General features: G+C 40.8%; 20 protein-coding genes and 1 pseudogene. 9 read left to right on the top strand and 12 right to left on the bottom strand.

All coding sequences use genetic code 11. The annotated features are described in order from the left end of the window. The 7 genes from SANK73390_RS15000 to SANK73390_RS14970 all read right to left on the bottom strand — a co-directional run bounded on the left by SANK73390_RS15000 (nucleotide 1) and on the right by SANK73390_RS14970 (nucleotide 6,580). Nucleotides 1–1,344 (bottom strand): Na(+)-translocating NADH-quinone reductase subunit A, encoded by a 1,344-nt coding sequence (locus SANK73390_RS15000; protein WP_261591699.1) that lies wholly within the window; start codon nucleotides 1,342–1,344, stop codon nucleotides 1–3. Between the two features lie 643 nt (nucleotides 1,345–1,987). Further along, entirely contained in the window at nucleotides 1,988–2,356 is a 369-nt protein-coding gene (locus SANK73390_RS14995; protein WP_462766886.1) for a hypothetical protein, read from the bottom strand. After that, a complete protein-coding gene (locus SANK73390_RS14990; protein WP_462766885.1) occupies nucleotides 2,310–2,843 on the bottom strand; it encodes an NAD(P)H-binding protein in 534 nt (177 codons plus the stop codon). The genes SANK73390_RS14995 and SANK73390_RS14990 overlap by 47 nt, the downstream gene beginning before the upstream one ends. 132 nt (nucleotides 2,844–2,975) lie before the next feature. Continuing rightward, entirely contained in the window at nucleotides 2,976–3,896 is a 921-nt protein-coding gene (locus tag SANK73390_RS14985; RefSeq protein ID WP_462766884.1) for a cupin domain-containing protein, read from the bottom strand. Between the two features lie 467 nt (nucleotides 3,897–4,363). After that, nucleotides 4,364–5,554, bottom strand: coding sequence for an enoyl-ACP reductase FabV (gene fabV / locus SANK73390_RS14980; RefSeq protein WP_462766883.1), 1,191 nt, complete (start codon nucleotides 5,552–5,554; stop codon nucleotides 4,364–4,366). 70 nt (nucleotides 5,555–5,624) lie between these two features. Beyond that, on the bottom strand, nucleotides 5,625–5,939 hold the full coding sequence (locus tag SANK73390_RS14975) for a BolA family protein (protein ID WP_462766882.1): 315 nt from the start codon (nucleotides 5,937–5,939) through the stop codon (nucleotides 5,625–5,627). A 20-nt stretch (nucleotides 5,940–5,959) separates the two neighbouring features. After that, a complete protein-coding gene (locus SANK73390_RS14970) occupies nucleotides 5,960–6,580 on the bottom strand; it encodes an alpha-ketoglutarate-dependent dioxygenase AlkB family protein (protein ID WP_462766880.1) in 621 nt (206 codons plus the stop codon). A 39-nt stretch (nucleotides 6,581–6,619) separates the two neighbouring features. Here SANK73390_RS14970 and SANK73390_RS14965 point away from each other — a divergent pair, with 39 nt between their 5' ends. From SANK73390_RS14965 to SANK73390_RS14950, 4 genes are read left to right on the top strand one after another with little or no spacing between them, the layout of a single operon-like run. After that, nucleotides 6,620–7,765 (top strand): methyltransferase, encoded by a 1,146-nt coding sequence (locus tag SANK73390_RS14965; RefSeq protein ID WP_462766879.1) that lies wholly within the window; start codon nucleotides 6,620–6,622, stop codon nucleotides 7,763–7,765. A gap of 3 nt (nucleotides 7,766–7,768) precedes the next feature. Beyond that, nucleotides 7,769–8,320, top strand: coding sequence for a YajG family lipoprotein (locus tag SANK73390_RS14960; protein WP_462766878.1), 552 nt, complete (start codon nucleotides 7,769–7,771; stop codon nucleotides 8,318–8,320). Then, complete coding sequence (locus tag SANK73390_RS14955) at nucleotides 8,320–8,943, top strand: peptidylprolyl isomerase (protein WP_462766876.1); 624 nt, start codon at nucleotides 8,320–8,322, stop codon at nucleotides 8,941–8,943. The genes SANK73390_RS14960 and SANK73390_RS14955 overlap by 1 nt, the downstream gene beginning before the upstream one ends. A 15-nt stretch (nucleotides 8,944–8,958) precedes the next feature. Further along, complete coding sequence (locus SANK73390_RS14950) at nucleotides 8,959–10,341, top strand: AmpG family muropeptide MFS transporter (RefSeq protein WP_462766874.1); 1,383 nt, start codon at nucleotides 8,959–8,961, stop codon at nucleotides 10,339–10,341. Between the two features lie 96 nt (nucleotides 10,342–10,437). On the opposite strand, the gene SANK73390_RS14945 is transcribed toward SANK73390_RS14950, so the two are convergent. Then, nucleotides 10,438–10,677: a helix-turn-helix domain-containing protein gene (locus SANK73390_RS14945; RefSeq protein ID WP_462766873.1), complete on the bottom strand. Its 240-nt coding sequence runs from the start codon at nucleotides 10,675–10,677 to the stop codon at nucleotides 10,438–10,440. Between the two features lie 542 nt (nucleotides 10,678–11,219). Beyond that, entirely contained in the window at nucleotides 11,220–11,558 is a 339-nt protein-coding gene (gene erpA / locus SANK73390_RS14940; RefSeq protein WP_261591687.1) for an iron-sulfur cluster insertion protein ErpA, read from the bottom strand. A 188-nt stretch (nucleotides 11,559–11,746) separates the two neighbouring features. Here erpA and SANK73390_RS14935 point away from each other — a divergent pair, with 188 nt between their 5' ends. The 5 genes from SANK73390_RS14935 (at nucleotide 11,747) to SANK73390_RS14915 (ending at nucleotide 18,287) form a co-directional block, all read left to right on the top strand. Beyond that, a complete protein-coding gene (locus SANK73390_RS14935) occupies nucleotides 11,747–13,429 on the top strand; it encodes a chloride channel protein (RefSeq protein ID WP_462766870.1) in 1,683 nt (560 codons plus the stop codon). Nucleotides 13,430–13,440: 11 nt separating this feature from the next. Further along, complete coding sequence (locus SANK73390_RS14930; RefSeq protein ID WP_462766869.1) at nucleotides 13,441–13,875, top strand: CopD family protein; 435 nt, start codon at nucleotides 13,441–13,443, stop codon at nucleotides 13,873–13,875. 108 nt (nucleotides 13,876–13,983) lie between these two features. After that, nucleotides 13,984–15,000: an aspartate carbamoyltransferase gene (locus SANK73390_RS14925; protein ID WP_261591684.1), complete on the top strand. Its 1,017-nt coding sequence runs from the start codon at nucleotides 13,984–13,986 to the stop codon at nucleotides 14,998–15,000. A gap of 15 nt (nucleotides 15,001–15,015) precedes the next feature. Beyond that, nucleotides 15,016–16,296 carry a glutamate-1-semialdehyde 2,1-aminomutase gene (gene hemL, locus SANK73390_RS14920; protein WP_462766867.1) on the top strand — a complete coding sequence of 427 codons (1,281 nt, stop codon included), beginning with the start codon at nucleotides 15,016–15,018 and terminating at the stop codon, nucleotides 16,294–16,296. A 155-nt stretch (nucleotides 16,297–16,451) separates the two neighbouring features. Continuing rightward, on the top strand, nucleotides 16,452–18,287 hold the full coding sequence (locus SANK73390_RS14915) for a methyl-accepting chemotaxis protein (protein WP_462766865.1): 1,836 nt from the start codon (nucleotides 16,452–16,454) through the stop codon (nucleotides 18,285–18,287). 1 nt (nucleotide 18,288) lies between these two features. On the opposite strand, the gene mrcB is transcribed toward SANK73390_RS14915, so the two are convergent. From mrcB to SANK73390_RS14900, 3 genes and pseudogenes are all read right to left on the bottom strand, one after another. Continuing rightward, nucleotides 18,289–20,652: a penicillin-binding protein 1B gene (mrcB, locus tag SANK73390_RS14910; RefSeq protein WP_462766864.1), complete on the bottom strand. Its 2,364-nt coding sequence runs from the start codon at nucleotides 20,650–20,652 to the stop codon at nucleotides 18,289–18,291. A 130-nt stretch (nucleotides 20,653–20,782) separates the two neighbouring features. Beyond that, a pseudogene (locus SANK73390_RS14905) lies at nucleotides 20,783–22,013 on the bottom strand (ammonium transporter). Between the two features lie 12 nt (nucleotides 22,014–22,025). Continuing rightward, nucleotides 22,026–22,364 (bottom strand): P-II family nitrogen regulator, encoded by a 339-nt coding sequence (locus tag SANK73390_RS14900; RefSeq protein ID WP_261591678.1) that lies wholly within the window; start codon nucleotides 22,362–22,364, stop codon nucleotides 22,026–22,028. Nucleotides 22,365–22,587: the final 223 nt, after the last annotated feature.

The raw sequence follows: 22,587 nt of genomic DNA, 5'->3' as shown, positions 1-22,587 counted from the left end.
TTAACCCTCCTTCTCGATAGTAGTAAGGCAATCGCGAAGGATTGAACCGTACTCATACTTGCCAGGGCATACGAAAGTACATAGCGCTAAATCTTCTTCATCTAGCTCTAATGCGCCCAATGTGATTGCACTATCCAAATCACCTGATATTAAATCTCGTAATAATGGCGTTGGTAAGATATCGAGTGGCATAACACGTTCATAGTTACCAATTGGCACCATGGCACGATTAGACCCACCCGTCGACGTTGTCATTTTAAATAAACGACTTGGCGCTAAATGTGAAATAAACGTACGTGTTACTGAAAATTTGTCACTACCTGGTGCTATCCAGCCGAATAGCTCTTTTTCACGACCTTCAAGTAATACTGACACTTGAACATGGTGACGACCTAGGAAAGCGTGAGGGCCGGTTGCTGTTTTACCAGCTAACACAGAGCCAGAAATGACTCGGTTATCACCGTCTTCAAGCTCACCTGCCACTAAATCAGTTAGCGAGGCACCTAATTGAGTTTTAACTAAGCGAGGGTTTTTAACACGAGGACCTGCCAAAGCAACAACTCGCTCAGCGTTAATTTCACCAGTTAAAAATAGCTGACCGAAAGCAATCACATCTTGATAACCTAAATGCCATACCTGCTTATTAGCAGATACAGGGTCCAGGTGATGAATGTGAGTACCCACTAAGCCTGCAGGGTGAAGGCCGTCAAATTCATGCACCTCAACTTGTGAAAGTGATGAACTTGGCACCTTGCTACTTGCATGCTTACAAACAAACACTTTACCATCAGTTAAACGAGATACTACCGCAAGACCAGCTTCAAATGCTTCCACATTTTCAGCAATAATCACAGCAGGATCCGCAGCTAACGGGTTAGTATCGATTGCAGTCACAAAAATAGAACTAGGTGTGGCATCGATTGCAGCTACTTTGCTAAAAGGACGTGCTCTTAGCGCAGGCCATTGACCTGAATCAACAAGCACTTTTATCACTTTATCGCGCTCTACACTGCTTAAATCAGCAGCAGAGAACTTGTCAAAAGTGATTTGCTCATTGCCTTGCACTTCAATCACAACGGATTGCAGTACACGCTTAGCACCACGGTTAATTTCTTTAACTACACCAGCAGCTGGTGCAGTAAACTTGACGCCAGGGTTCTTTTTATCTTCAAAAAGAACTTGGCCTTTTTTGACTTGGTCATCCACACGAACATGCATGGTTGGACGCATACCAATAAACTCTTCGCCAAGCACAGCAACTCGTTTGACGGCAGAACCATCATGAATCACTTGCTGAGGCGCGCCCTCTATAGGTAAATCCAGACCTTTTTTTATGTTGATCATAGGCACTTGCATTACATTAACGGAAAGAAATTGAAAAATCTTTAGTTACCACGACGCTGGTTGCCTTATATTTATTCAGTATCAAAGAGCCACTTGAACGAATATCGAACAAGCATCGTAGTTGTGTTCTCACATATTTCTGTAATTTTAACATTAATCACCCAGACTATGCGAGTGGAAATACAAAATTTATATGCCTTTCATTGGCTTTATATCGAGCATTGACAGCAGTATAGACTAAAGTAGAGCAATAGAAAGTCCGTCCAGTTCAGCATTGTTGCACTTTCAACGCACAATTTTGATTATTCAAATAACGCCAGTGTTCTTATTAGAAACTGCTCGACCCTATGTTTTATTACTCCCTAATACTGTGAGCGACTTTAACATGCTCTATCTAAAGCTTAAATCACACGTCTCTCTGTTATTTTTCATGTTCTCATTCAATAGGAAATCTACGCCTAAATTAAATGTATAAACAATTCACTTAACTATTTTGGATAAGAGTGTTGAACTAAATAACTCACGTTGCTTATCATCCAATAAAGTTATTTCGTTTAACACCAACTCGCTTTTATGCAGCAATAGTTTTATTAGGCAAACTCTCTTATCCAAAGTTGAGGTTATTTACCACTTTATGAGTGAATTAAACCGTAATAAATTTTTTAGGCTGCCACCCTAACTGCCTCACGGCTTTATTACTACTAAATACTTGTTGCAAACTATAGCCTTCTGTCCATGTTCCATAGTGTTTAATCCACTTCGCCAACGCATACTCTTCAATTTTTTTTGCGCTTCGCTGCGCCAATAATTTATTAATGGGCGCCTTATGCTCTGCAGAGCCTATGTATTCATCACCACTTTGACCCTTCTCAAGCACAAGCCTATATAGTTGCGCTAAGTTTTTTCTTTCTACCAAAGGCCATGTCTGAACCGCACCTCTTGGTAAAGTTGGGTGTCCGCAGCGTTCAATTTCCCATGATAGAATTGGAGGTAAATAATGCGTTTTTTTCACATACTACATTTGCTGGACTAACAACTCGCAAATCTATATTTTTGCACTTTGAAAGGAAGTCGATACTTTCCAGCATCCATTGGTAATCTAACAATGAATTTTTAGGGGTTAGCTCTGTTATAACTTGTTCATGGCTACCGTAAGTCCAGCACCCTGAGGTATAAAGCAAAATAAGTGGTGTTGAACGGTTCGCTGCATGTTTTGCAATCACTTGCATAAATTTATAATCCACGTCTCCCATGTGTTCATCAAAAGTGCAAGCTGTGTGTATCAGCGCATCACATTGGGCTAATTCCTCTAACCAAGTAGATACTTTAATTAACGAGCCCAAAATTGGTTCAGCTCCCATGCTTTTAGACTTGTTGGCGCTATCGGCACTTCTGCAAAGCACTTTTACACAATAACCATGACATAACAGCTCTTCAACAACCGCACTGCCTATGTTGCCGGTTCCACCTGTTATAATAACTGATTTCGTATCTATCATAAGTAACCTCGTTGCTTTTCATTATTGTTACAACAACATAACGGGCTATGATAGCTGTTGCTATAGCCGTTACTAAAGGTCAAAGTTTATGTAGATAAATGAATATAAAACGTCGATTTTAATTGCGATAAGCTATTTTTTATGGATTTTCCGATATTGAATAGGAGTCATATGATGGAACTGGCGGAAATTACGGATTAATACATCATCTGATTGAAAGCCGCATGAAGCAGCGATGAGCTTTAGCGGATCATTAGATGAAATAAGTAAATTTGCTGCAACTAAACACCGCCACTGACGTAAGAAAATTAACGGTGGCAGGCCAGTTGTTCGCTTGAAGCGATTAGTCAACGACGATTTAGAAAGTGCCGCTACTTTTGCAAGCTCTTCAACACTCCAATCTTTGTTTAAATTGCTTTGTATAGCAAGCATCACCGATGCTAAAAACCTATCTTGTAATGCTGTTAACCATCCTAAATCAAATACCTTAGCATCTAGGCCTCGTAGTACTTCTATTAATAACAACTCTAACCACCGAGTTCTTGCCAAATGTCCACCAGGTGTAGAGCACTTATTCTCTTCGTAAAGACAAGATACTATCACTTCTAACTTACTACTTGCGGGCACTTCAATAACCAGAATTTCAGGCAATGCTCCACCGAGTTGCGTGCAGGGCCTATATTGCAAAGGTAAAAATGTAAAACTACCACACATCACAGAGCAAGATTCACCTTGACCACCAATCACCATATTTTCGATATCAGCTCGGGGTTTTCCTAAAAACAACTGCTCAATACTTTGGCACGCCACGGCTGACTCACTCATTATTTTATGTGCACTACCATAGGGCAATAAAAGTAACTGACCTGCGCTCAACTGAACTGCTTCCCCACTAGATAATTCAACCACGCACTGGCCTTTTTTTATAAAGCTAAAACAGCAGCTCGATTGTTGTTGTTCTTCTATACCCCATGGTGCTTTTAGTTTTACATGAGAAAACACCTCACATTTAGGTTTAAGGTGAGAAATAAACAAGCTTAATGGGTCAGCCATTTCCATCTGATAATACTCCGTAACAATAAAGCTTAGGTATTCCTATTTAACTTAAGCTTTGGATAAGGTTATTTACTACGTCAAAACCTTTATCCCAACCTTAATGCAGATCGTTTAATAGATCCTGACCTTCGTCAGGAAGATTATAGACATATGCTGGGTCAATGCCCTCTCATAATTAGTCGCATGGTTGAGCCTATTTCGTCATTGTGAACTTGTTTCAAAACCTCATTACCTTAAACAAATTGCATTTTATTCAAACCTAAGGTGATTTATCATCAAGCATACCGTGTTAGCAACAAAAAACTGAACAGCTAGATAAAATTGATGTAGTTAGGGCGTGTTTATGATACGGCAGAAAAATACTTTTTAAAAGAGGGAGATAAGGTGACCAGCTAGGTTTTTATTGTAAAAAATCGACCACCTTTAGTCTAGCAAAATGAGCACTCTAAGTGCTCATATCACCTTTATAATAAATTATTGATAGCGAGGTTAGGGTTAACCTCTAGATCATAATCTATCTCATCGATGCCAAATCCAAACAAGCGTAAGAATTCGTTGTGATAACCTACGTAATCAGTTAGCTCATCAATGGTTTCAGTTTTAACGCTATCCCAAACTTGCTGCACACGTGCTTGAACATCATCTTCGAGTTCTTTGTAATTTTGAAACAGGTGACCACCGTCATCAAAACGCGGAGTTTCACCATAAAGGTTTTCACGGAACAAACCATTAATTTGTTCAATTGTCCCCTCATAAGTGCCATCAGCTTTCATCACTTTAAACAATGCTGAGATGTATAAAGGCATGATTGGAATCGCCGAACTCGCCTGAGTCACTACAGCATTAAGAGAAGAAACATACGCTTGGCCATTTAAAGCAGCTGTAGACTCTTTAATTGCCACGGTTGCGCGGTCTAAGTCTTCTTTCGCTTTACCTATTGTTGCATGGCCGTAAATGGGCCAAGTAAGCTCTTTACCAATATATGTATAAGCGGTTGTTTTGAAGTCATCAGCAAGCACATCAGCTTGTTTAAGTGCATCAATCCAAAGCTCCCAATCTTCACCACCCATCACTTTGACAGTATTGGCTATTTCATCTTCATTAGCCGCTTCTACCGTCATTTCATCAATTTCGCGTTTTGACGTATTTAAGTTTTTGGTTGTCACATCATTGCCGATTGGCTTTAGCGTCGAAGAAAAAACTTCACCCGTTTTGGGGTCTGTACGACGCGGAGAAGCCAAGCTATAGATCACTAAATCCACTTTGCCCATTTCAGACTTAATAGCCTCAACCGTCTTTGCTTTTATTGCATCAGAGAACGCATCACCATTAATATTCTTTGACCATAAACCAGCGTCATCAGCAGCTTGCTGAAAAGCCGCTGTATTATACCAACCCGCTGACGCAGTTTTACGCTCTGTGCCTTCTTTTTCAAAAAAGATACCTAGCGTTTTCGCCCCAGAACCAAACGCAGCAGTAATGCGAGAAGCCAAGCCATAGCCCGTTGAAGCACCGATAACTAATACATTTTTAGGGCCCTTAGCAATTGGGCCTTGTGCTTTTACGTAGGCTATTTGCTCTTGTACGTGCGCGGCACAACCAGCAGGGTGTGCATTGGTGCAAATAAAACCACGAATTTTTGGTTTAACGACCATAATCAATCCTATAATTTTTCAAAAACTGTCATAGTTTAATGGTTGATCAGACAAATACAGGTCTGATCAGCTAGTTATCTAACTTAGAACCACCCAAGCAATTAGGCGAATCAGGGATTTGCCCTGCCTTTTCGCTATATTCTTCAGGCGTGTAGGCGTGAATTGACAAAGCATGAATGTGATTCGCCAACTCATCTTTTAAGACTTCATTCACATTGCGGTGGCGCTGTAATAAACGCTTACCTGTGAACTCCTCGCTGACGACCACAACTTTAAAGTGAGAGTCTTCGCCGCGAGAATGCATATGGCTTTCATTTACCACATTGAGGTGTTTACAGCGAATTGCTGCAGCTAATTTTTCATGAATTTGCGCTTGCATCGACATGCTAACCCCTTATTTTAAGTTTACTTATGGTCGTCACTATACGCTTTTGTGCGCACTTGACCAACCGTTCTAAAGGTTAAATTAATTCGCCCACCCGTCACCTTTGTTTGTACAGGTAAAGCATGCTGATAATATCGCTGACTATTACCATTCATGACCAAGCAACTACCACTTTCAAGTAATATATCTTGCTGCTCGGCAGTGACTTTATGTTTTATCTTAAATTTACGAACAGCGCCAAGAGAAATGGAAACAATACAAGGTGCAGGCCCAAGCTCCATTTCATCATCACTATGCCAGCCCATTTTATCTTGACCGTCTCGATACCAATTCACCAGTAATGCATTGAATGAATGCCCATAACTTTTTTGCAACCGCTTACGCATCGCCAATAAAGGTGCGGGCCAAGGATTGTTATCTAGCTTTTTATTTGAATAGCTATAAGCAACATCGGTATCAGCAATAAAACATTGTTTACGTGGTATTGGGTGAGACTTTCCATACACCTGTATGCGCGGTTGCTGCCAATCTAATCGCGCACGTAGGTACTCATAAAGCGCAATACTTTTAGATAAACTCATTACCTTAGGATAATAATTAAAACCAGGAGGTAAGAGCGTTTCTGGCTGACGTGATGTCATGATACTATTGACCTATTCTATTCATGTTACACAATACATATGACAACTGATGCGTTATTAGGTGGCCACGAGCTTACATTACACCGTTTTCCTTTAGAGCAAAAAAACCGAAGCCTGCAAGCATGGGATGCGGCCGACGAATACCTCATCGATTATGTCCTTGAACATCATAACCAAGCTGTTCGTATCTTGGTACTCAATGATAACTTTGGTGCTTTGACATGTGCTTTAAAAACCATGGCTCTGAGCGAGCGGCACATAACTAATGTTAATGACTCATACGTTTCTCATCAAGCATGTAAGTATAATTTGGCAAATAACCAAATTGATGATAGCGCAGTGACTTATTTAGATAGCCTCAGCGAATATCCACATGATATTGATTTGGTATTAATTAAAATACCAAAAAATGCAGGTTTTTTAGCACATCAATTGGCGTTACTTAGCAACCTCCCAAGTGAGGTAAAAGTTATTGCAGGCGGCAAAGTAAAAGAGGTACATACCTCTACACTCAAAAGCTTTAACCACTTTTTATGTGAGCCAACAACCAGTTTAGCTGTAAAAAAAGCGCGCCTTATTTTTAGCGAAACAACTTCAAAGCCGGTAGAAAGTAAATTTCCAGTATCTTGGCCACTAGAAAAAACCGAGTTTACTTTAACCAATCATGCCAATGTATTTTCTCGTGATTCATTAGATATTGGCGCACGCTTTTTTATGAATTACCTGCCACAAGGTAAAAAACCGCTCAAAGTAATAGACTTGGGATGTGGTAACGGTGTAATTGGATTAATAAGTTTAGATAAAATGCCCAACGCACACTTCACCTTTGTTGATGAATCAGCAATGGCCGTCGCCAGTGCCAAAGAAAATATCACTCTAAATTTACCTGACGCACTAGAACGATGTCAGTTTGTACAAAACGACTGCCTTAGTGACTTCACCGCTGGTTCAGCTGATTTAGTGTTATGTAACCCTCCATTTCACCAAGCACAAGCAATAACCGATCACATCGCATGGCAAATGTTTGTACAAGCTAAACAAGTGTTGAAAAAAGGAGGAGAGCTTAGAATTATAGGTAACCGCCACCTTGAGTACCAAGATAAGCTCAATCGCTTATTTGGTAACTGTAAAGTCATTGGCAATAATAAAAAATTTACTGTTTTGAGTTCAATGCTAAGAGGTTAAACAATGAAGTTATTGACCACATTATTTATCGTTTTACTTACGGGTTGTGCAAGCGCGCCCAAATCTGTCATTCTCAGCCCTGTTTATTCCTCGGGGAAAATTAGTCAATTCAACGTGCCAATTCAACTGAACGTTGAAGACAATCGAGTGAGCAATTTTACAATTCGGGTATTAGATCAAGAACCTGCGCTTTATTTACCTGACGCTGCACTACCTAAGACGGTTGGAGCGACACTACGCCAAGCATTGCAAACTAATGGCGCGAAAATTAATACTGTGGCACGTAGCCAAGTTATTTTACATATTAACGAGTTTGCAGCCCAAGTCACTGAATCACTCACAAAGCACCAAAGTCATGCTCAGGCAAAATTCAGCGTAGAAGTTATTCAAGGCACACGACGCTTTGAGAAAAGTTATAGTGCTAAAGCGCAACTCAATGGGCCACTCAAACATGAACAAGCTAAAGTTGAAGGGCAACTTAATGACTTGACTGAAATGTTGATCACTCGCATTGTGTCAGATAAAGAATTAATTAAATTTTTGCAGGGATCATAATGAAAAATATCATCGTTTTTTTATCGTGCTTATTGTTTTCTGTATCGGGCTTTACAGCTAACAAAGACGGTCGTTTCACCCAAAAGGATAACCTTTTCCCAAGGGTAAAAATGGTCACTAGCCTTGGTGATATCATCATCGAGCTTGATCGTTCACGTGCGCCCCTAACAGCAAATAACTTCCTGACTTACGTCATAAACGGCGATTACAAAGGCTCTGTATTTCATCGAGTAGAAAGAGACGAAGCCAATGAAACGGATTTTGTGATCCAAGGTGGGGGTTACGACAAAGAGTATGACGGCATGTTTGAACGCGCGCCCATTTTTAATGAAAGTGGTAACGGTTTGAAAAATGATATGTACTCGGTAGCCATGGCCTACCAAGACAACAAACCCCACTCTGGCACCCGTCAATTCTTTTTTAATATGAATGACAATGACCATTTAAACCCTGGTCGAGATTGGGGCTTTGCAGTATTTGGCAGTGTGGTAGAAGGGTATGAAACTTTAGATAAAATAATGCAAGTCGAAACCGGCTATAACGGCAAATTAGGCTATACCTTTATCCCTAAAACACCAGTGATTATTTTTGATGTCAGCATGTTAGAACCACAACCTTTATAATCCCCAAGGAAGTTTATGATCCTCAAGGCAAGTTTACGCGAATATCTGGGATATTATAAAGATAAACGCTTAGTCACTATTTTTATGTTGGGGATCAGTAGTGGCTTCCCCTGGGTACTCATTGGTTCAGTTATGTCGGCTTGGTTAAAAGATGAAGGGCTGAGCCGCAGTATGATTGGCCTATTTGGTATTGTATTTGCGGCCTACACCATTAACTTTTTATGGTCGCCACTACTTGATAGGATCAAGCTCCCAATTATTGGTAAGTTACTTGGACAAAGGCGTAGCTGGATAGCCTTATGTCAAGTAATTACCGCTGGAGCGGCATTATCAATGTCGACCATTATCCTCAAAGAGCAACTATTTTTAGCGGCATTACTGTGTTTTTTAATCGCAATTTCATCAGCAACACATGATATTGCGATAGATGCATTTCGTATTGACTCTTTACCAGAAGAGGAAAGTGAAAAGGCCACGGCAGCAGCGGCGATGGCAACCTCAGGATGGTGGACCGGCTACGCTTTACTAGGCGCAATGCCTTTCTTTTTGGCTGATTTACCTAATTTTGATTGGCCTTACATATATATTATTCTCGCTGGCATTATGTTGGCACTTTTAGTGGTGACACTAATAGCAAAAGAACCTAAGTCCAACAGAGAAGTAGTACAAGCACAGCTTGAACGAGACTATCAAAACAAACTTGCTAACTTAGCGCCTGGTAAAATCAACCAACTGAGTGCATGGTTAGCCGTTACACTAATCGAGCCTTTTAGAAGTTTTTTTAGAAAAAATGGCGTTAAAACCGCGCTAGCATTATTAGCTTTTGTGTTTTTATTCAAAATAGGCGAATCCTTTTTAGCCCGGATGTCTATTGTTTTTTATAAAGAGATTGGTTTCAGTAATAGTCAAATTGCACAGTACTCTAAGTTAGGCACGGGCGTTATTACCATTATCTTTGCCTTTTTAGGCAGCATATTTAACCACCGTTATGGCATCGTCAAAGGTTTATTTGTCAGTGGTGTTGCTATGGCTGCATCTAATTTGATGTTTTCATGGATAGCAATTGCTGGACCAAAAGAATCTCTCTATGCTATCGCTATTATTGTTGATGGCTTTACTCAGGCTTGGTCACTCGTTGCTATGGTTGCTTTCATCTCAATGTTGTGTGATAGAGCGTTTAGTGCCACTCACTACGCATTACTGGCTTCTTTAAGTAGTTTAGGCCGTACGGTACTATCAAGTTACAGTGGCGTGGTGATAGATGATTGGTTTGCCGGCAACTGGGCATTATTTTTTGCTCTAACTGCTGTAATGGTTATTCCATCTTTGGCTTTTTTATTCCTGATCCGCCATAAACTTTATGCGATTGAAGATGCATATCATGGTAGAAATAACTAGGCGATATCTAGATATGTTACTAAAGGGTTATATAAAGTGCTTTGGAGGTAAGATCTAGGTGCAAATCCCTGCACCTTACTGTATCAAAGAGCTTTACTACTCATCTTTTAGCAAGTGAAGTCCCTCATATGGGTCAACCTCAAGTGCTTCACAGTAGCGTAAAAACTCAATCACATCTAAACGACGCTCTTGGTTTTCAATTTTTCCAATAAAAGAATGCGGAGTACCCAAAACCTGTGCAAGGCTGCGCATTGTATGGCCTTTCTCGTGACGCTTAGACTTAAGCCATTTTGTTAGCTTACCGTTTTCTTCAGAGGAAACCGTTTTTCCCATCATATTAAACATCTCCTACTAGATGATTTTAATAAAAAATTTCAAATGAAATGTGCCCGTCTCATTTGAAATACTATATTGTATAGCATAACAACAGAGTTAATAACCCGCTTTGTCCCTATGTACCCAATTAGGTATAGACTATAATTCTTTTAACACCTAATTAAAACTTTATATATTTAAAAATTTTTATTGCAGTGATAAAGCCCCATAACTTTAACAAATATTTTATAAAATGTACCACTTTTAATAATAAATTATTTTCTTTAAAAGTTATGCACTTATGTCTAACATTAACAGATCAACACTAATCTAGGCTGAATATATATGATCAGATTGCTATTTTTATTACCAATTTTACTGTGCTTTGCTTGGTATTGCTTTTTACGCACTAATGGAGTACCCATCAAAAAAGGAAAGAAAGGTTTCTTATATATTTTGGCATTCAGTACTTTTGTACTAGGTTTCTTTGCCCTAATGATTCAAGTCACTCATCAGGCATAAAAAAAGCCACTGTAATAAGTGGCTTTATTCATAAATCGCTGTTACACGCTAAAACTAGCGCCACAGCCACAGGTTGTTGTTGCATTTGGGTTATTCACAAAAAAGCGAGCGCCCTCTAAACCCTCTGTATAATCAACCACACCATCTAGGAGATATTGAATGCTCATTGGGTCAACCACCATGGTCACACCATTTTTTACAATCTCTAAATCGCCTGGATTCGCTTTTTCATCAAAAGTAAAACCATATTGAAAACCAGAGCAGCCACCACCAGTTACATAAACACGCAACTTTAGCTCCGGATTTTCTTCTTCCTCAATCAGTTCTTTTACTCGATTTGCTGCTGCATCACTAAATTGAATAGGTAACTGTTCAGACATTATCACTCGACCCTTGTACATTTTATAGCACGATTATCTAATACCCGAGTATTTTAATCAAGTATAGATATTCACCTATGCACGGCTTATGGTTAAACCAAAAAAACAGAATTAATTATTTACTTAGCAAGGACGCTATGACATTTTTTTGATAAACTTAAGTCCTTATTATGACTTGGAATTCAAACATGTCGCTGGATACTTTAAGGCGTCGACTTGCCAAACCAAAAACGTCAGTTCAATTGTGCCTATTGGGTGTTGTTGCGGGATTATTGGCAGCAATTTTGATTATCCTCTTTCGTCTTACTATCGTACATGTACAAGGGTTGTTTTTACAAACCTCTGAGGACTTTTCTACCCTAGTTGAATATCAACGCGTTATTTTGCCTGTTCTGGGCGCTCTGCTAATTGCTGTATTCGCAGATTTAACCGGCTTTAAACACTATCGTTTAGGGATCCCCTTTGTCATTCACCGAATTAAACACCACTACGGGAAAATGCCAATTTGGAATAGTGCGAATCAGTTTTTTGGCGGCGCAGTCGCATTAATTTGTGGCTTTTCTGTAGGCCGAGAAGGGCCCTCTGTGCATATGGGTGCAACTGGAGCAAGTATTTTAGCTCATCGCCTTCACCTGCCGCTTAATTCAGCCAGAACATTAGCTGGTTGCGGAGTAGCTGCAGGTATTGCTGCTTCATTTAACACACCACTTGCAGCTGTTATTTTTGTTATGGAAGTTGTACTTAGAGAGTATAAAATCCACATTTTTGTGCCAATCATGCTTGCTGCGGTCACCGGAGCCCTTGCCACACAATTTGTTTTTGGCCATGATAGTGAACTTGCCCTAATAAGCATTACACCGTTAAGCTTCTGGCACTACCCGTACCTCATCCTATGCGGTGTAGTTTTAGGCGCTGTCGCTTTTAGCTTTAATCAAAATTTGATGCTCATTATAAAAACCTTTAAGTCAGTAAATATGTTCCCCCGCTTAATGCTAGCTGGACTCATTGCAGGCCTCATAGGCTTCATGGTTCCCGAAGCGATGGGCTCTGGTATGAGTGCTATTCGTCTTGCGGTAGACTCACCTGAAAATATGCAGTTACTTACAACGGTGTTAATTGCAAAATTATTAGCCACCTTGTTTGCAATTGGATTAGGTATTCCTGGTGGGCTCATTGGCCCTGTCATAGGTTTAGGGGTTGTTATGGGCACCCTCATGTCATTCTTTGCACAGTTTATTACTCCGGGATTAGATGTCAGTGGTACCTATGGGGTCCTTGGAATGGCCGGTTTACTAGCAGCAACACTGCATGCACCTCTTGCTGCTTTAACTGCTGTGATGGAGTTAACATCAAACCCTAAAATCATTGTTCCTGCTATGCTGGTTATCTCTGCGGCTTACATCACTGCCCTGCAAGTGTTTGGTAATCGTTCTATTTTCTTACAACAATTAGATTTTCAAGGTCTTCCTTATCAAGTATCTCCTGCTAGTGAAGCGCTACAAAAAGTCGGCATAATGGAAGAAATGGATGAAAACTTTAAATTAATTTATTCAAGCGATAAAGAACAAATAAAAGAAACTCTAGCAGCGGTGAACAGCCAAACGCCTCTGATAGTACATGATAAGGACAATGGTTATCGCCTCGCTGAATATGATTTGAACTTAATGAGCGACCAAAGCATGACGATTTCTTATATCCCTTTGCAAGGACTCAGTAGCCAAGCAACACTTTCAGATGCTTTTGATATTTTAAAGGACAAACGTAGCGGCGCAGTGTATGTTTACAGCCAAAAAGATGATCAGCAAATTATGGGCCTACTTAGGTGGGATCAAATTCGCCATATTTTAACTATTCGTAACAGCTTACTTTAACGAGAACGTCAATGAGCGCACTACTGATTTATAAAGCACTGCATATCTTTTTTATGATTGCCTGGTTTGCTGGGATTTTTTACCTGCCCCGTCTGTTTGTTTATCATGCGATGACCGAAGAAAAACCCTGTAGCGCCATGCTAAAAATTATGGAACGACGTCTACTGTTTTTTGTCACTCCCTTTGCATTGTTCACACTGGTATTTGGCGTACTCACCATTTATGAGTACGGCAGAGAGTGGTTTCGTCATAGTATGTGGCTGCACTATAAATTAACCTTAGTAATTATCCTGTACGCATATCATGGCTACTGCTTTAAGTTACTCAATGACTTTAAGCACGACCGTAATACAAAAAGCCACCGCTTTTACCGATTTTATAATGAGTTCCCGGTCATACTTTTATTAGTCATAGTAATGCTCGCAACACTCAAACCTAATCTATAACTATGTTATAATAGCGCGCCAAATAACCGCGATGTTTTGTGCGCGTTACTAAGGTTGGGTTACCCATTGAGCGTGACCCATTGTTAAGTTGTGATTAGGAACCGCCTCATGTTAAGTTTCCAAGGTGAAAACATTCTTTCTGTCAACCAACTAGACAGAGAAGCAATTGAGCATATTTTTGCCGTTGCCAAAAAAATGGAGCCCTATGCAAAAAAGCACAAACGAACTCGTGTGCTCGAAGGCGCCATCCTAGCAAATTTATTTTTTGAACCCAGCACACGTACCCGAGTTAGCTTTGGAACGGCATTTAACCTACTAGGTGGCATAGTACGAGAGACCACTGGCATGCAAAGTTCTGCGTTGGCAAAAGGTGAGTCTTTGTATGATACTGCTCGGGTAATTTCTGCCTATGCTGATGCAGTTGCTATGCGCCACCCTGATGCGGGGTCTGTTAGTGAATTTGCTACAGGCTCAGATGTACCCGTTATTAATGGCGGTGATGGACCAAATGAGCACCCTACCCAAGCCTTATTAGACCTATTAACCATAGAGCGTGAACTTGCTCGTTTTAAACAAGACATCGATGGCATGCACATTGCCCTTGTTGGTGACTTAAAATATGGCCGAACAGTCCACTCTCTCTCAAAGTTGCTATGTCATTACAAAAACATTCGTTTTAGCATGGTCGCGCCAGATGGCTTACAAATGCCAGATTACATTTTGGACAGCGTTAGTAATGCAGGTCATAAAATTGAACTGGTCTCACAAATGGAAGGTAATCTAGCTGCTGATATTGTTTACCAAACCCGTATTCAAGAAGAGCGCTTTCCATCACAAGAAGAAGCAAACAAATATCGCGGTGGCTTTCGGATAAGTCAAGCCATTTATAACGCCCACTGTAAGCCTAGTTCAGTATTAATGCATCCATTGCCTAGAGACAGCCGTCTTGATGCCAATGAATTAGATAACGATTTAAATAACAACGATAACCTAGCCATATTCCGCCAAGTCCAAAACGGCGTACTTATTCGTATGGCATTGTTTGCATTGACTCTAGGAGTCGAAAACCAAGTTGAAAAGTACGATGCTGATGTGCCTTGGTTTAGCCGCAAACGAAACAGTTAATAGATAGGAATTACCATGACAATTAGCCAAGATTTATTCGCTCGCGCCCAAGCTTCAATCCCTGGTGGTGTGAACTCTCCTGTTCGTGCGTTTAATGGTGTGGGTGGCACGCCGCTATTTATCACTAAAGCACAAGGCCCTTACACCTTTGATGCCGACGGCAATAAATACATTGATTACGTTGGCTCTTGGGGGCCAATGATTTTAGGCCACAATCATCCGCAAATTAAACAAGCCGTATTAGCCGCAGTAGAAAACGGTCTTAGCTATGGCGCGCCAACTGAAACTGAAATTTTAATGGCTGAAAAAGTCAAAGAGCTTATGCCTTCAATTGAAAAAGTACGCATGGTTAGCTCTGGCACTGAAGCAACCATGAGTGCAATTCGCTTAGCGCGAGGTTATACGGGCCGTGATAAAATATTAAAATTTGAAGGCTGCTACCATGGCCATGCCGACTCTTTGTTAGTCAAAGCCGGCTCTGGCGCACTTACAATGGGTGTGCCAAATTCACCAGGCATTCCTGCCGATTTTGCAAAACATACGCTAACAGTATCATTTAATAACTTAGATGAAGTTAAAGCTATATTTGAGCAATATAAAAACGAAATAGCTTGTATTATTGTTGAGCCAGTCGCTGGCAATATGAACTGTATTCCACCAAACGCGGGCTTTTTAGAAGGGTTGCGCAGCGTATGTGACGAACATGATGCAGTGCTAATTTTTGACGAAGTCATGACCGGCTTTAGAGTTGCACTAGGTGGCGCGCAGCAATATTACAATATTACCCCAGACTTAACATGCTTAGGTAAAGTAATTGGTGGTGGTATGCCTGTTGGTGCCTTTGGTGGTAAACAAGAAATCATGGATTACATCGCGCCTGTTGGCCCTGTATATCAAGCGGGTACTTTATCAGGTAATCCAATTGCTATGGCAGCAGGCCTTAAAGCTTTAGAATTACTCAGTGAGCCTGAACTGCATCAACAATTAGAAGCAAAAAGCCAAGCCCTATGTGCCGGGTTGCAACAAGCTGCGGATGAAGCAGGCATTGCACTGACTACAAATTATGCAGGCGGCATGTTCGGGTTTTTCTTTACCAACGCCGACAGTGTAAATAGCTTTCAACAAGCTACCGAGTGTGATTTAGAACGTTTTAAGCAGTTCTTTCACCTAATGCTTGAAGAAGGTGTTTACCTTGCTCCTTCAGCATTTGAAGCTGGCTTTGTGAGTACCATGCATACTCAGCAAGATATTGATCACACTATTTCTGCAGCTAAGCGCGCTTTTGCAAAGTTATAATTGGTAATTCATTGCAGCTGGTACCCTCTGCTGGCTGCACTTTTCAACTTTCCTCACACATCTATTGCTTAGCTTTGAACAAATTTAAAAATATTGAACTAATATTATCTTTTAACAGGTCTATATCACTCTAACTTAAAAAGAATATGAACCCTATGCATGGACTAAAAGCTTTCTGTTCGCCTGCAATACAACTCATGGCAAACCTAAAATACAAAACAAAAATCACTTTAGTGTTTGGTATTCTGCTAGTACCACTTAGCTTAAGTTTATTTTTTCTCACCAATATTTTGTCTCACTCAATCAATATTAGTGCGCAACAACAGCAAGGATTGAATCTTTATCCGCGCTTGCTTGAAAACATGATGCAGATGCAAGAGAGTAATAATCATGCAATTGCTCGAAAATCGAATTATCGGATCAGTGAACAAGACTCAGTTATAGAGCAAGTGTCTATTCAATCGAAGCTGGCCATTGATGATGACCTCACTCGCTCTTATATTAACCGTGCCTTAGTAGAGTCAACACCACGTTTGGTTGAGCAAATAAATATGTTAGCTGAACAAGCCTCTTTAGTTATCAGCCAAGGTCAATTTACACCCGATAGTTTTATTGCCTTATCTAATCTCAATAAAGTACTTCTGACTTTTTATCAGCAGCTTCATACCAAGCTAAATGTCGCAATGAGTAATAATTCACAAACCAAAAGTCAGTTGCAACAACCGATTATGCGCTTACAATCGAGCCTAACTCGTTACCAAAGTAGCATTAAGCAGAATTTGTTAGACCCTGATCAATTACAGCTTTCAAATTCACAATTCAAACAAATTCACCAAACCGTCATAAATGACGTTGCAACACTCATCGCTCAAGCAACTCCTTTGCTGGACCAATTGCTCGCACAGAAGATTTCAAGGCAAACTTGGATAAGAAATGGCGTGGCTATTGCTTCAGCACTGAGTTTACTACTGGCCATTTATCTCATGTTTGGGTTTTATTTTGTTGTTGTAGGCAGTATTTCTAATTTTTCTGATGCAGCATCACTGGCTGCTCAAGGAGATTTACGCGCTAAAGCAACCCCTAATGGCAAAGATGAAATGACCATTATTGTGGCACAATATAACAAAGTGCTCACCGCATTTATTGCACTGCTACAAGAAGTAAGTACCACCAGCGTTGACCTTGACAGCGCAACAGCTAAACTCAGCCAAATTAGCCAAGATACGCGCGGTGATGTCGATCAACAGCAGCATAAAATCAGCACCATTCATGGTGCACTCAGTGAAATGGCTCAGGTTGCTGATTCAGTTGAAAGCTCAGCACAACACGCCACTGAACTAGCAAGCACAGCTGCGATACAAGTAAAGCAAAGTTCAGACAACACCACCGAACTTGCTAATCATATGACCGTATTACAAAAAGAATTTGAAGAGAGTCGTATTGCATTAGACAGACTTGCCCAAGATAGCCAAAACATCAGTAAAGTAAGTGCCGCAATCAGCGAAATTGCCGAACAAACCAACTTATTAGCACTCAATGCCGCTATTGAAGCAGCACGTGCTGGTGAGCAAGGCCGTGGCTTTGCGGTTGTTGCAGATGAAGTACGTACGTTAGCGAAAAGAACACAACAACAAACTGAAGAAATACATACGATAATTAATTCGCTACAAAATGCATCTAACGATACGCAAACAAAAATGCGCAGCAGTGTTGAAAAAATGGAACAAGGGGTGAGTGCTGCAGAGCAAACTAACCAAGTCCTTCAGTTAGCACAACAAAGCATGGTTAACATTGATGAACAAGGTGCTCATATTGCACAACTTGTACAACAGCAAACTCAAGCGACGCAACAAGCTCTTAGTGATGCAGGCGAGATAAATAGCCTTGCAGAGCATACGCTAAGCTCTGCAGTAGCAACTGAAGAAGATGCACACAAACTCGCTACTATGGCTCAACACCTGCAAGCAGCGATGAGTCAATTTAAAACGTAGACTAATCACATGATGGTCGGGGTTTAAACTCACTCGTACGCATAGGTAATTGAATCACTTTTCCGCACCCTGGTGGTGCTTGTTTACCTGTTAATGTATTGACAAATGCCCAACGAATACTCGACGGGCGTTTATCTGCTATCGCTTGTGGGTTAAGAGGCTTTAAGTAACGAATGTAAAGCTCAAGCGCACCACTGGCACCTGTTAACCCCGTAGATTTGTTATCATCTCTACCTAACCATGTGACCGTTACTGTATTGTGGTCAAAGCCTGCAAACCAGCTATCTCTCAAGTCATTACTAGTGCCTGTTTTGCCGGCTAATTGGATTGACGGAAAATGCTGATTTAAGCGTTTTGCAGTGCCTTCTTTAGTCACTTTTTTTAACCCAAACTTGGTCATATAACTGGCCTGTTCACCAAAGCGCTCACGATTTATTACATCTTGCTCATACAATACTTTACCTGTGGCATTGGTCATCGCAGAGATAGTAGTAAGTCGTCTATAAACACCATTTGCAGCTAACGTCGTATACATTTGTGCTACCTCATAACTTGAGAGCTCTAAGGCACCTAGCAGCAATGATGGATATTGATTAATGTGCGACTCAATACCTAATTTCTTCAGTGTCGAAGCGACATTATGTACCCCCACATCAAGCCCTAAGTTTACAGCAGGTATATTAATACTCTTACTAAACGCCTGATAAAGAGGTAATATGCCTCGAAATTTGTGGTCAAAGTTCTCTGGACGCCAAACATCCCCAGATTCATCGGTCACTTGCAGTGGCCCATCTTCAAGTAATGTACCTAAATGATACTGTGGTTTCTCTAATGCGGTTAAATACACTGCTGGTTTAACTAAAGAGCCTATGTTGCGCTTGGTATCTAAAACTCGATTAAAACCACTGTAGCGCACATCTCTGCCTGCGACTAAAGCGGATACCCCACCCTTTTCAACATTCACAGAGATCATCGCGGCTTCTAGGTTATTGGCCTTAAAGCGTCGTTCTAAATAGGGTAGCCCTTTGCTCACCGCTTTTTCCATAGCCGCCTGTTTTTGCAAATCAAAGTAAGTAAATATGCGTACCCCAGCATTAATAATCTCTTGATTGGTCAATAAGCTTTTCAGCTCTCTATCAACCAGCTCTAAGTAACCAGGGTAACTTTGCTGGCGACCTTTATTTAAGGGCTGGATTGTAATTGGTCGCACCAATGATTGACGCAGCTCTTTACTAGAAATATGACCTTGCTCTGCCAGCAGACGTAACACTAAATCTCTGCGCTCTTGCACACGCTCTGGGTAACGCCTTGGATTGTAATAAGAGGGCCCTTTAACCATCGCAACCAACATCGCAATTTGATCAAATTCAAGTTCATCAACGGGCTTGGCAAAATAGAACTCGGCAGCGAGTCCCATTCCATGAACACCTTGGTTATAGGCTTGTCCCATGTACACTTCATTTAGATATGCTTCTAAAATTTCCTCTTTGCTATAACGATAATCTAATATCAAAGCAATAAAGGCTTCATTGATTTTCCTAACCAGTGAACGCTCCCGCGTTAAATAAAAGTTTTTTGCTAATTGTTGGGTTAATGTACTGCCACCTTGCACGGTGCGGCCAGCTTTTAGGTTAGTGTATAAGGCCCGTAAAATAGACCAGCCAGAAACTCCGTGATGATTGTAGAACTCTCTATCTTCAACTACCAGAAGTGCTTGTTTTAGCATATTTGGGAACTTATCTAGCGGTAAAAACTCTCTATCTTGTTTTGACTCGTTGCCAATTCGTGCTATTTGAACAGGCTCCAAACGTGCTTGCTCAATACGTCTGCCACTGTTATCAACAATACTCGCTAAGCGCTTCCCTGCAAAATTTAAGGTAAATATTTGCCCTGACTGCGCGCCATTATAAAACTCAAATGCCCGGCGATGTATTTTAATAGTGCGCCCTTGCAGCACATACTGCCCCGTGCGGCTAATATGATTCACTTGAGAATAGTTAAGACGTTTAAGCTCCCACAGCACCTCTTTTTCTGATAAAAACTGTTCGGGATAAAAATTCATAGCACGCGCGTAAACTTGTACTGGCAGCTGCCACTTACTGCCTTCAAACTGGCGAGTGATTTTTGCGTCAAGGTAAATCACATAAAAACTTACGATAACCAAAAGAGCTAAACACCCTTTATAAAAAAGTCGCCAACAAGCTTGCAGTACACGTTGTTTAAATGCCCCAAAACGAGATTGTGGCACAGCCTTTTTAGCCTTATTATTTTTAGCTGAACTACTTTTTGTACGAGACGTTTTAGGCGAGGTACGAGTGGGCTTTTTCTGTGTTTTGATTGTGTCGTTATTGTTTTTATCTACCATGCCACTGTTTACAAACTTCTAAGTTAAATATGCCAGAGCATAGAGTACCTTAGATTAACTAAGCCTGAAAGAGAGTGCGGGCCAAATCGGCCCGCTCAACAACCACTATTAGAGACAATGTACTCATCAACTATTGGCTACGTACCGAAACAAACTCAGGATAAGCATCTATCCCACAGTCATGCTGGTCCATACCGCTAATTTCTTCTTCTGCACCAACACGAATGCCCACAGTTTTCTTAAGTAACGCCCAAACCAAGTAAGACGCAACAAATACGAACCCAAGGATACATGCAAGACCAATAAACTGATTCACAAAGGTCGCATCAGTATTTGATAACGGCACTAGCATAACACCTAACATTCCACAGGTGCCGTGCACTGAAATAGCCCCAACAGGGTCATCTATTTTAGCTTTGTCTAAAAATACAATACTAAATACCACCAAAGAGCCTCCTAACGCACCCAATAAACAGGCCATTAAAGGCGTTGGTGACGCAGGTTCTGCCGTTATCACAACCAACCCTGCTAATGCGCCATTTAATATCATGGTTAAATCAGCTTTACCCCACAAAGCTTTACATACTAACAATGCCGCTATTGCACCCGTTGCGGCTGCAGCATTGGTATTAAGTAAAATTTGGCTAACTGCTACAGCGTTTGATTTATCGGCTAAAAATAACTGCGAGCCACCATTAAAACCAAACCACCCCATCCAAAGTATAAACGTACCGAGTGTTGCCAATGGCATGTTCGAGCCTGGAATTGGATATATTTCACCATTTTTTACCATACTTTCCTTTTCGAGCGCCTAACAGAATAACCCCAGCTAGTGCTGCTGCTGCACCTGCACCATGCACAATTGCTGAGCCTGCAAAATCCACAAAACCTAATGCAGATAAAAAGCCACCTCCCCATGTCCAATAACCTTCAACAGGATATATAAAGCCAGTTAAAACCACAGTAAAAGCTAAAAATGCCCATAATTTCATACGCTCAGCTACAGCACCAGATACAATTGACATGGCCGTGGCGACAAACACCACTTGGAAAAAAAAGTCTGACTCTAACGCGTGATCCGCATCCGCAGTAGGTGATCCAATTAATGCACCAAAGCTGGGCACTATGCCTCCTTCGGTATTTCCCACATACATGATGTTGTAGCCCACTAACAAGAACATCGTACATGCTATCGCATATAAGGTTATGTTCTTTGTTAAAATTTCGGTGGTGTTTTTGGAACGGACTAAGCCTGCCTCTAGCATGGCAAACCCAGCTGCCATCCACATCACTAGCACGCCAGAAATTAAAAAGTAAAAAGTGTTGAGAGAGAATTTGAGTTCTATTATTGCGTTTTCCATTACATTGGCCCCTTAAATCGCTTCTTCATCTAATTCGCCGGTACGGATCCGCACGATTTGGTCTAAGTCATACACAAAAATTTTGCCATCACCAATTTTACCCGTACTGGCAGCTTTGGTTAGCGTGTCCACAACGCGCTGTGTATTCTCACTGCGTGTTGCGATTTCTAATTTTATTTTTGGAATAAAATCAACTTGATACTCAGCTCCACGGTATAACTCAGTGTGACCTCGTTGACGGCCGAAACCTTTCACATCAACCACAGTCATGCCTTCAACACCCAAATCAGCTAACGCTTCTCGAACTTCATCCAATTTAAATGGTTTTATTATTGCACTTATCATTTTCATTGTTGGCCCCCTTAGGACAGGTTTATCCTGTTAGTTACCCTAATCCAACCTTCGTGCCATAAAATTAAACAAAGTAATTTCATAATGTTACAAAATAAGAACTTAATAAAAAAAACATAAACGCACCACTTGAGTGCATTTATATTCACACTGTTCATAGATGGTGCAACTACTCTAGCACTGCCTTTTTTTACATCAACTACTTGCTTCAAAGTGTTGATAT

It is taken from the genome of Pseudoalteromonas sp. SANK 73390 (genome assembly GCF_054966645.1).
This window is presented reverse-complemented; position numbering and strand designations above follow the sequence as displayed.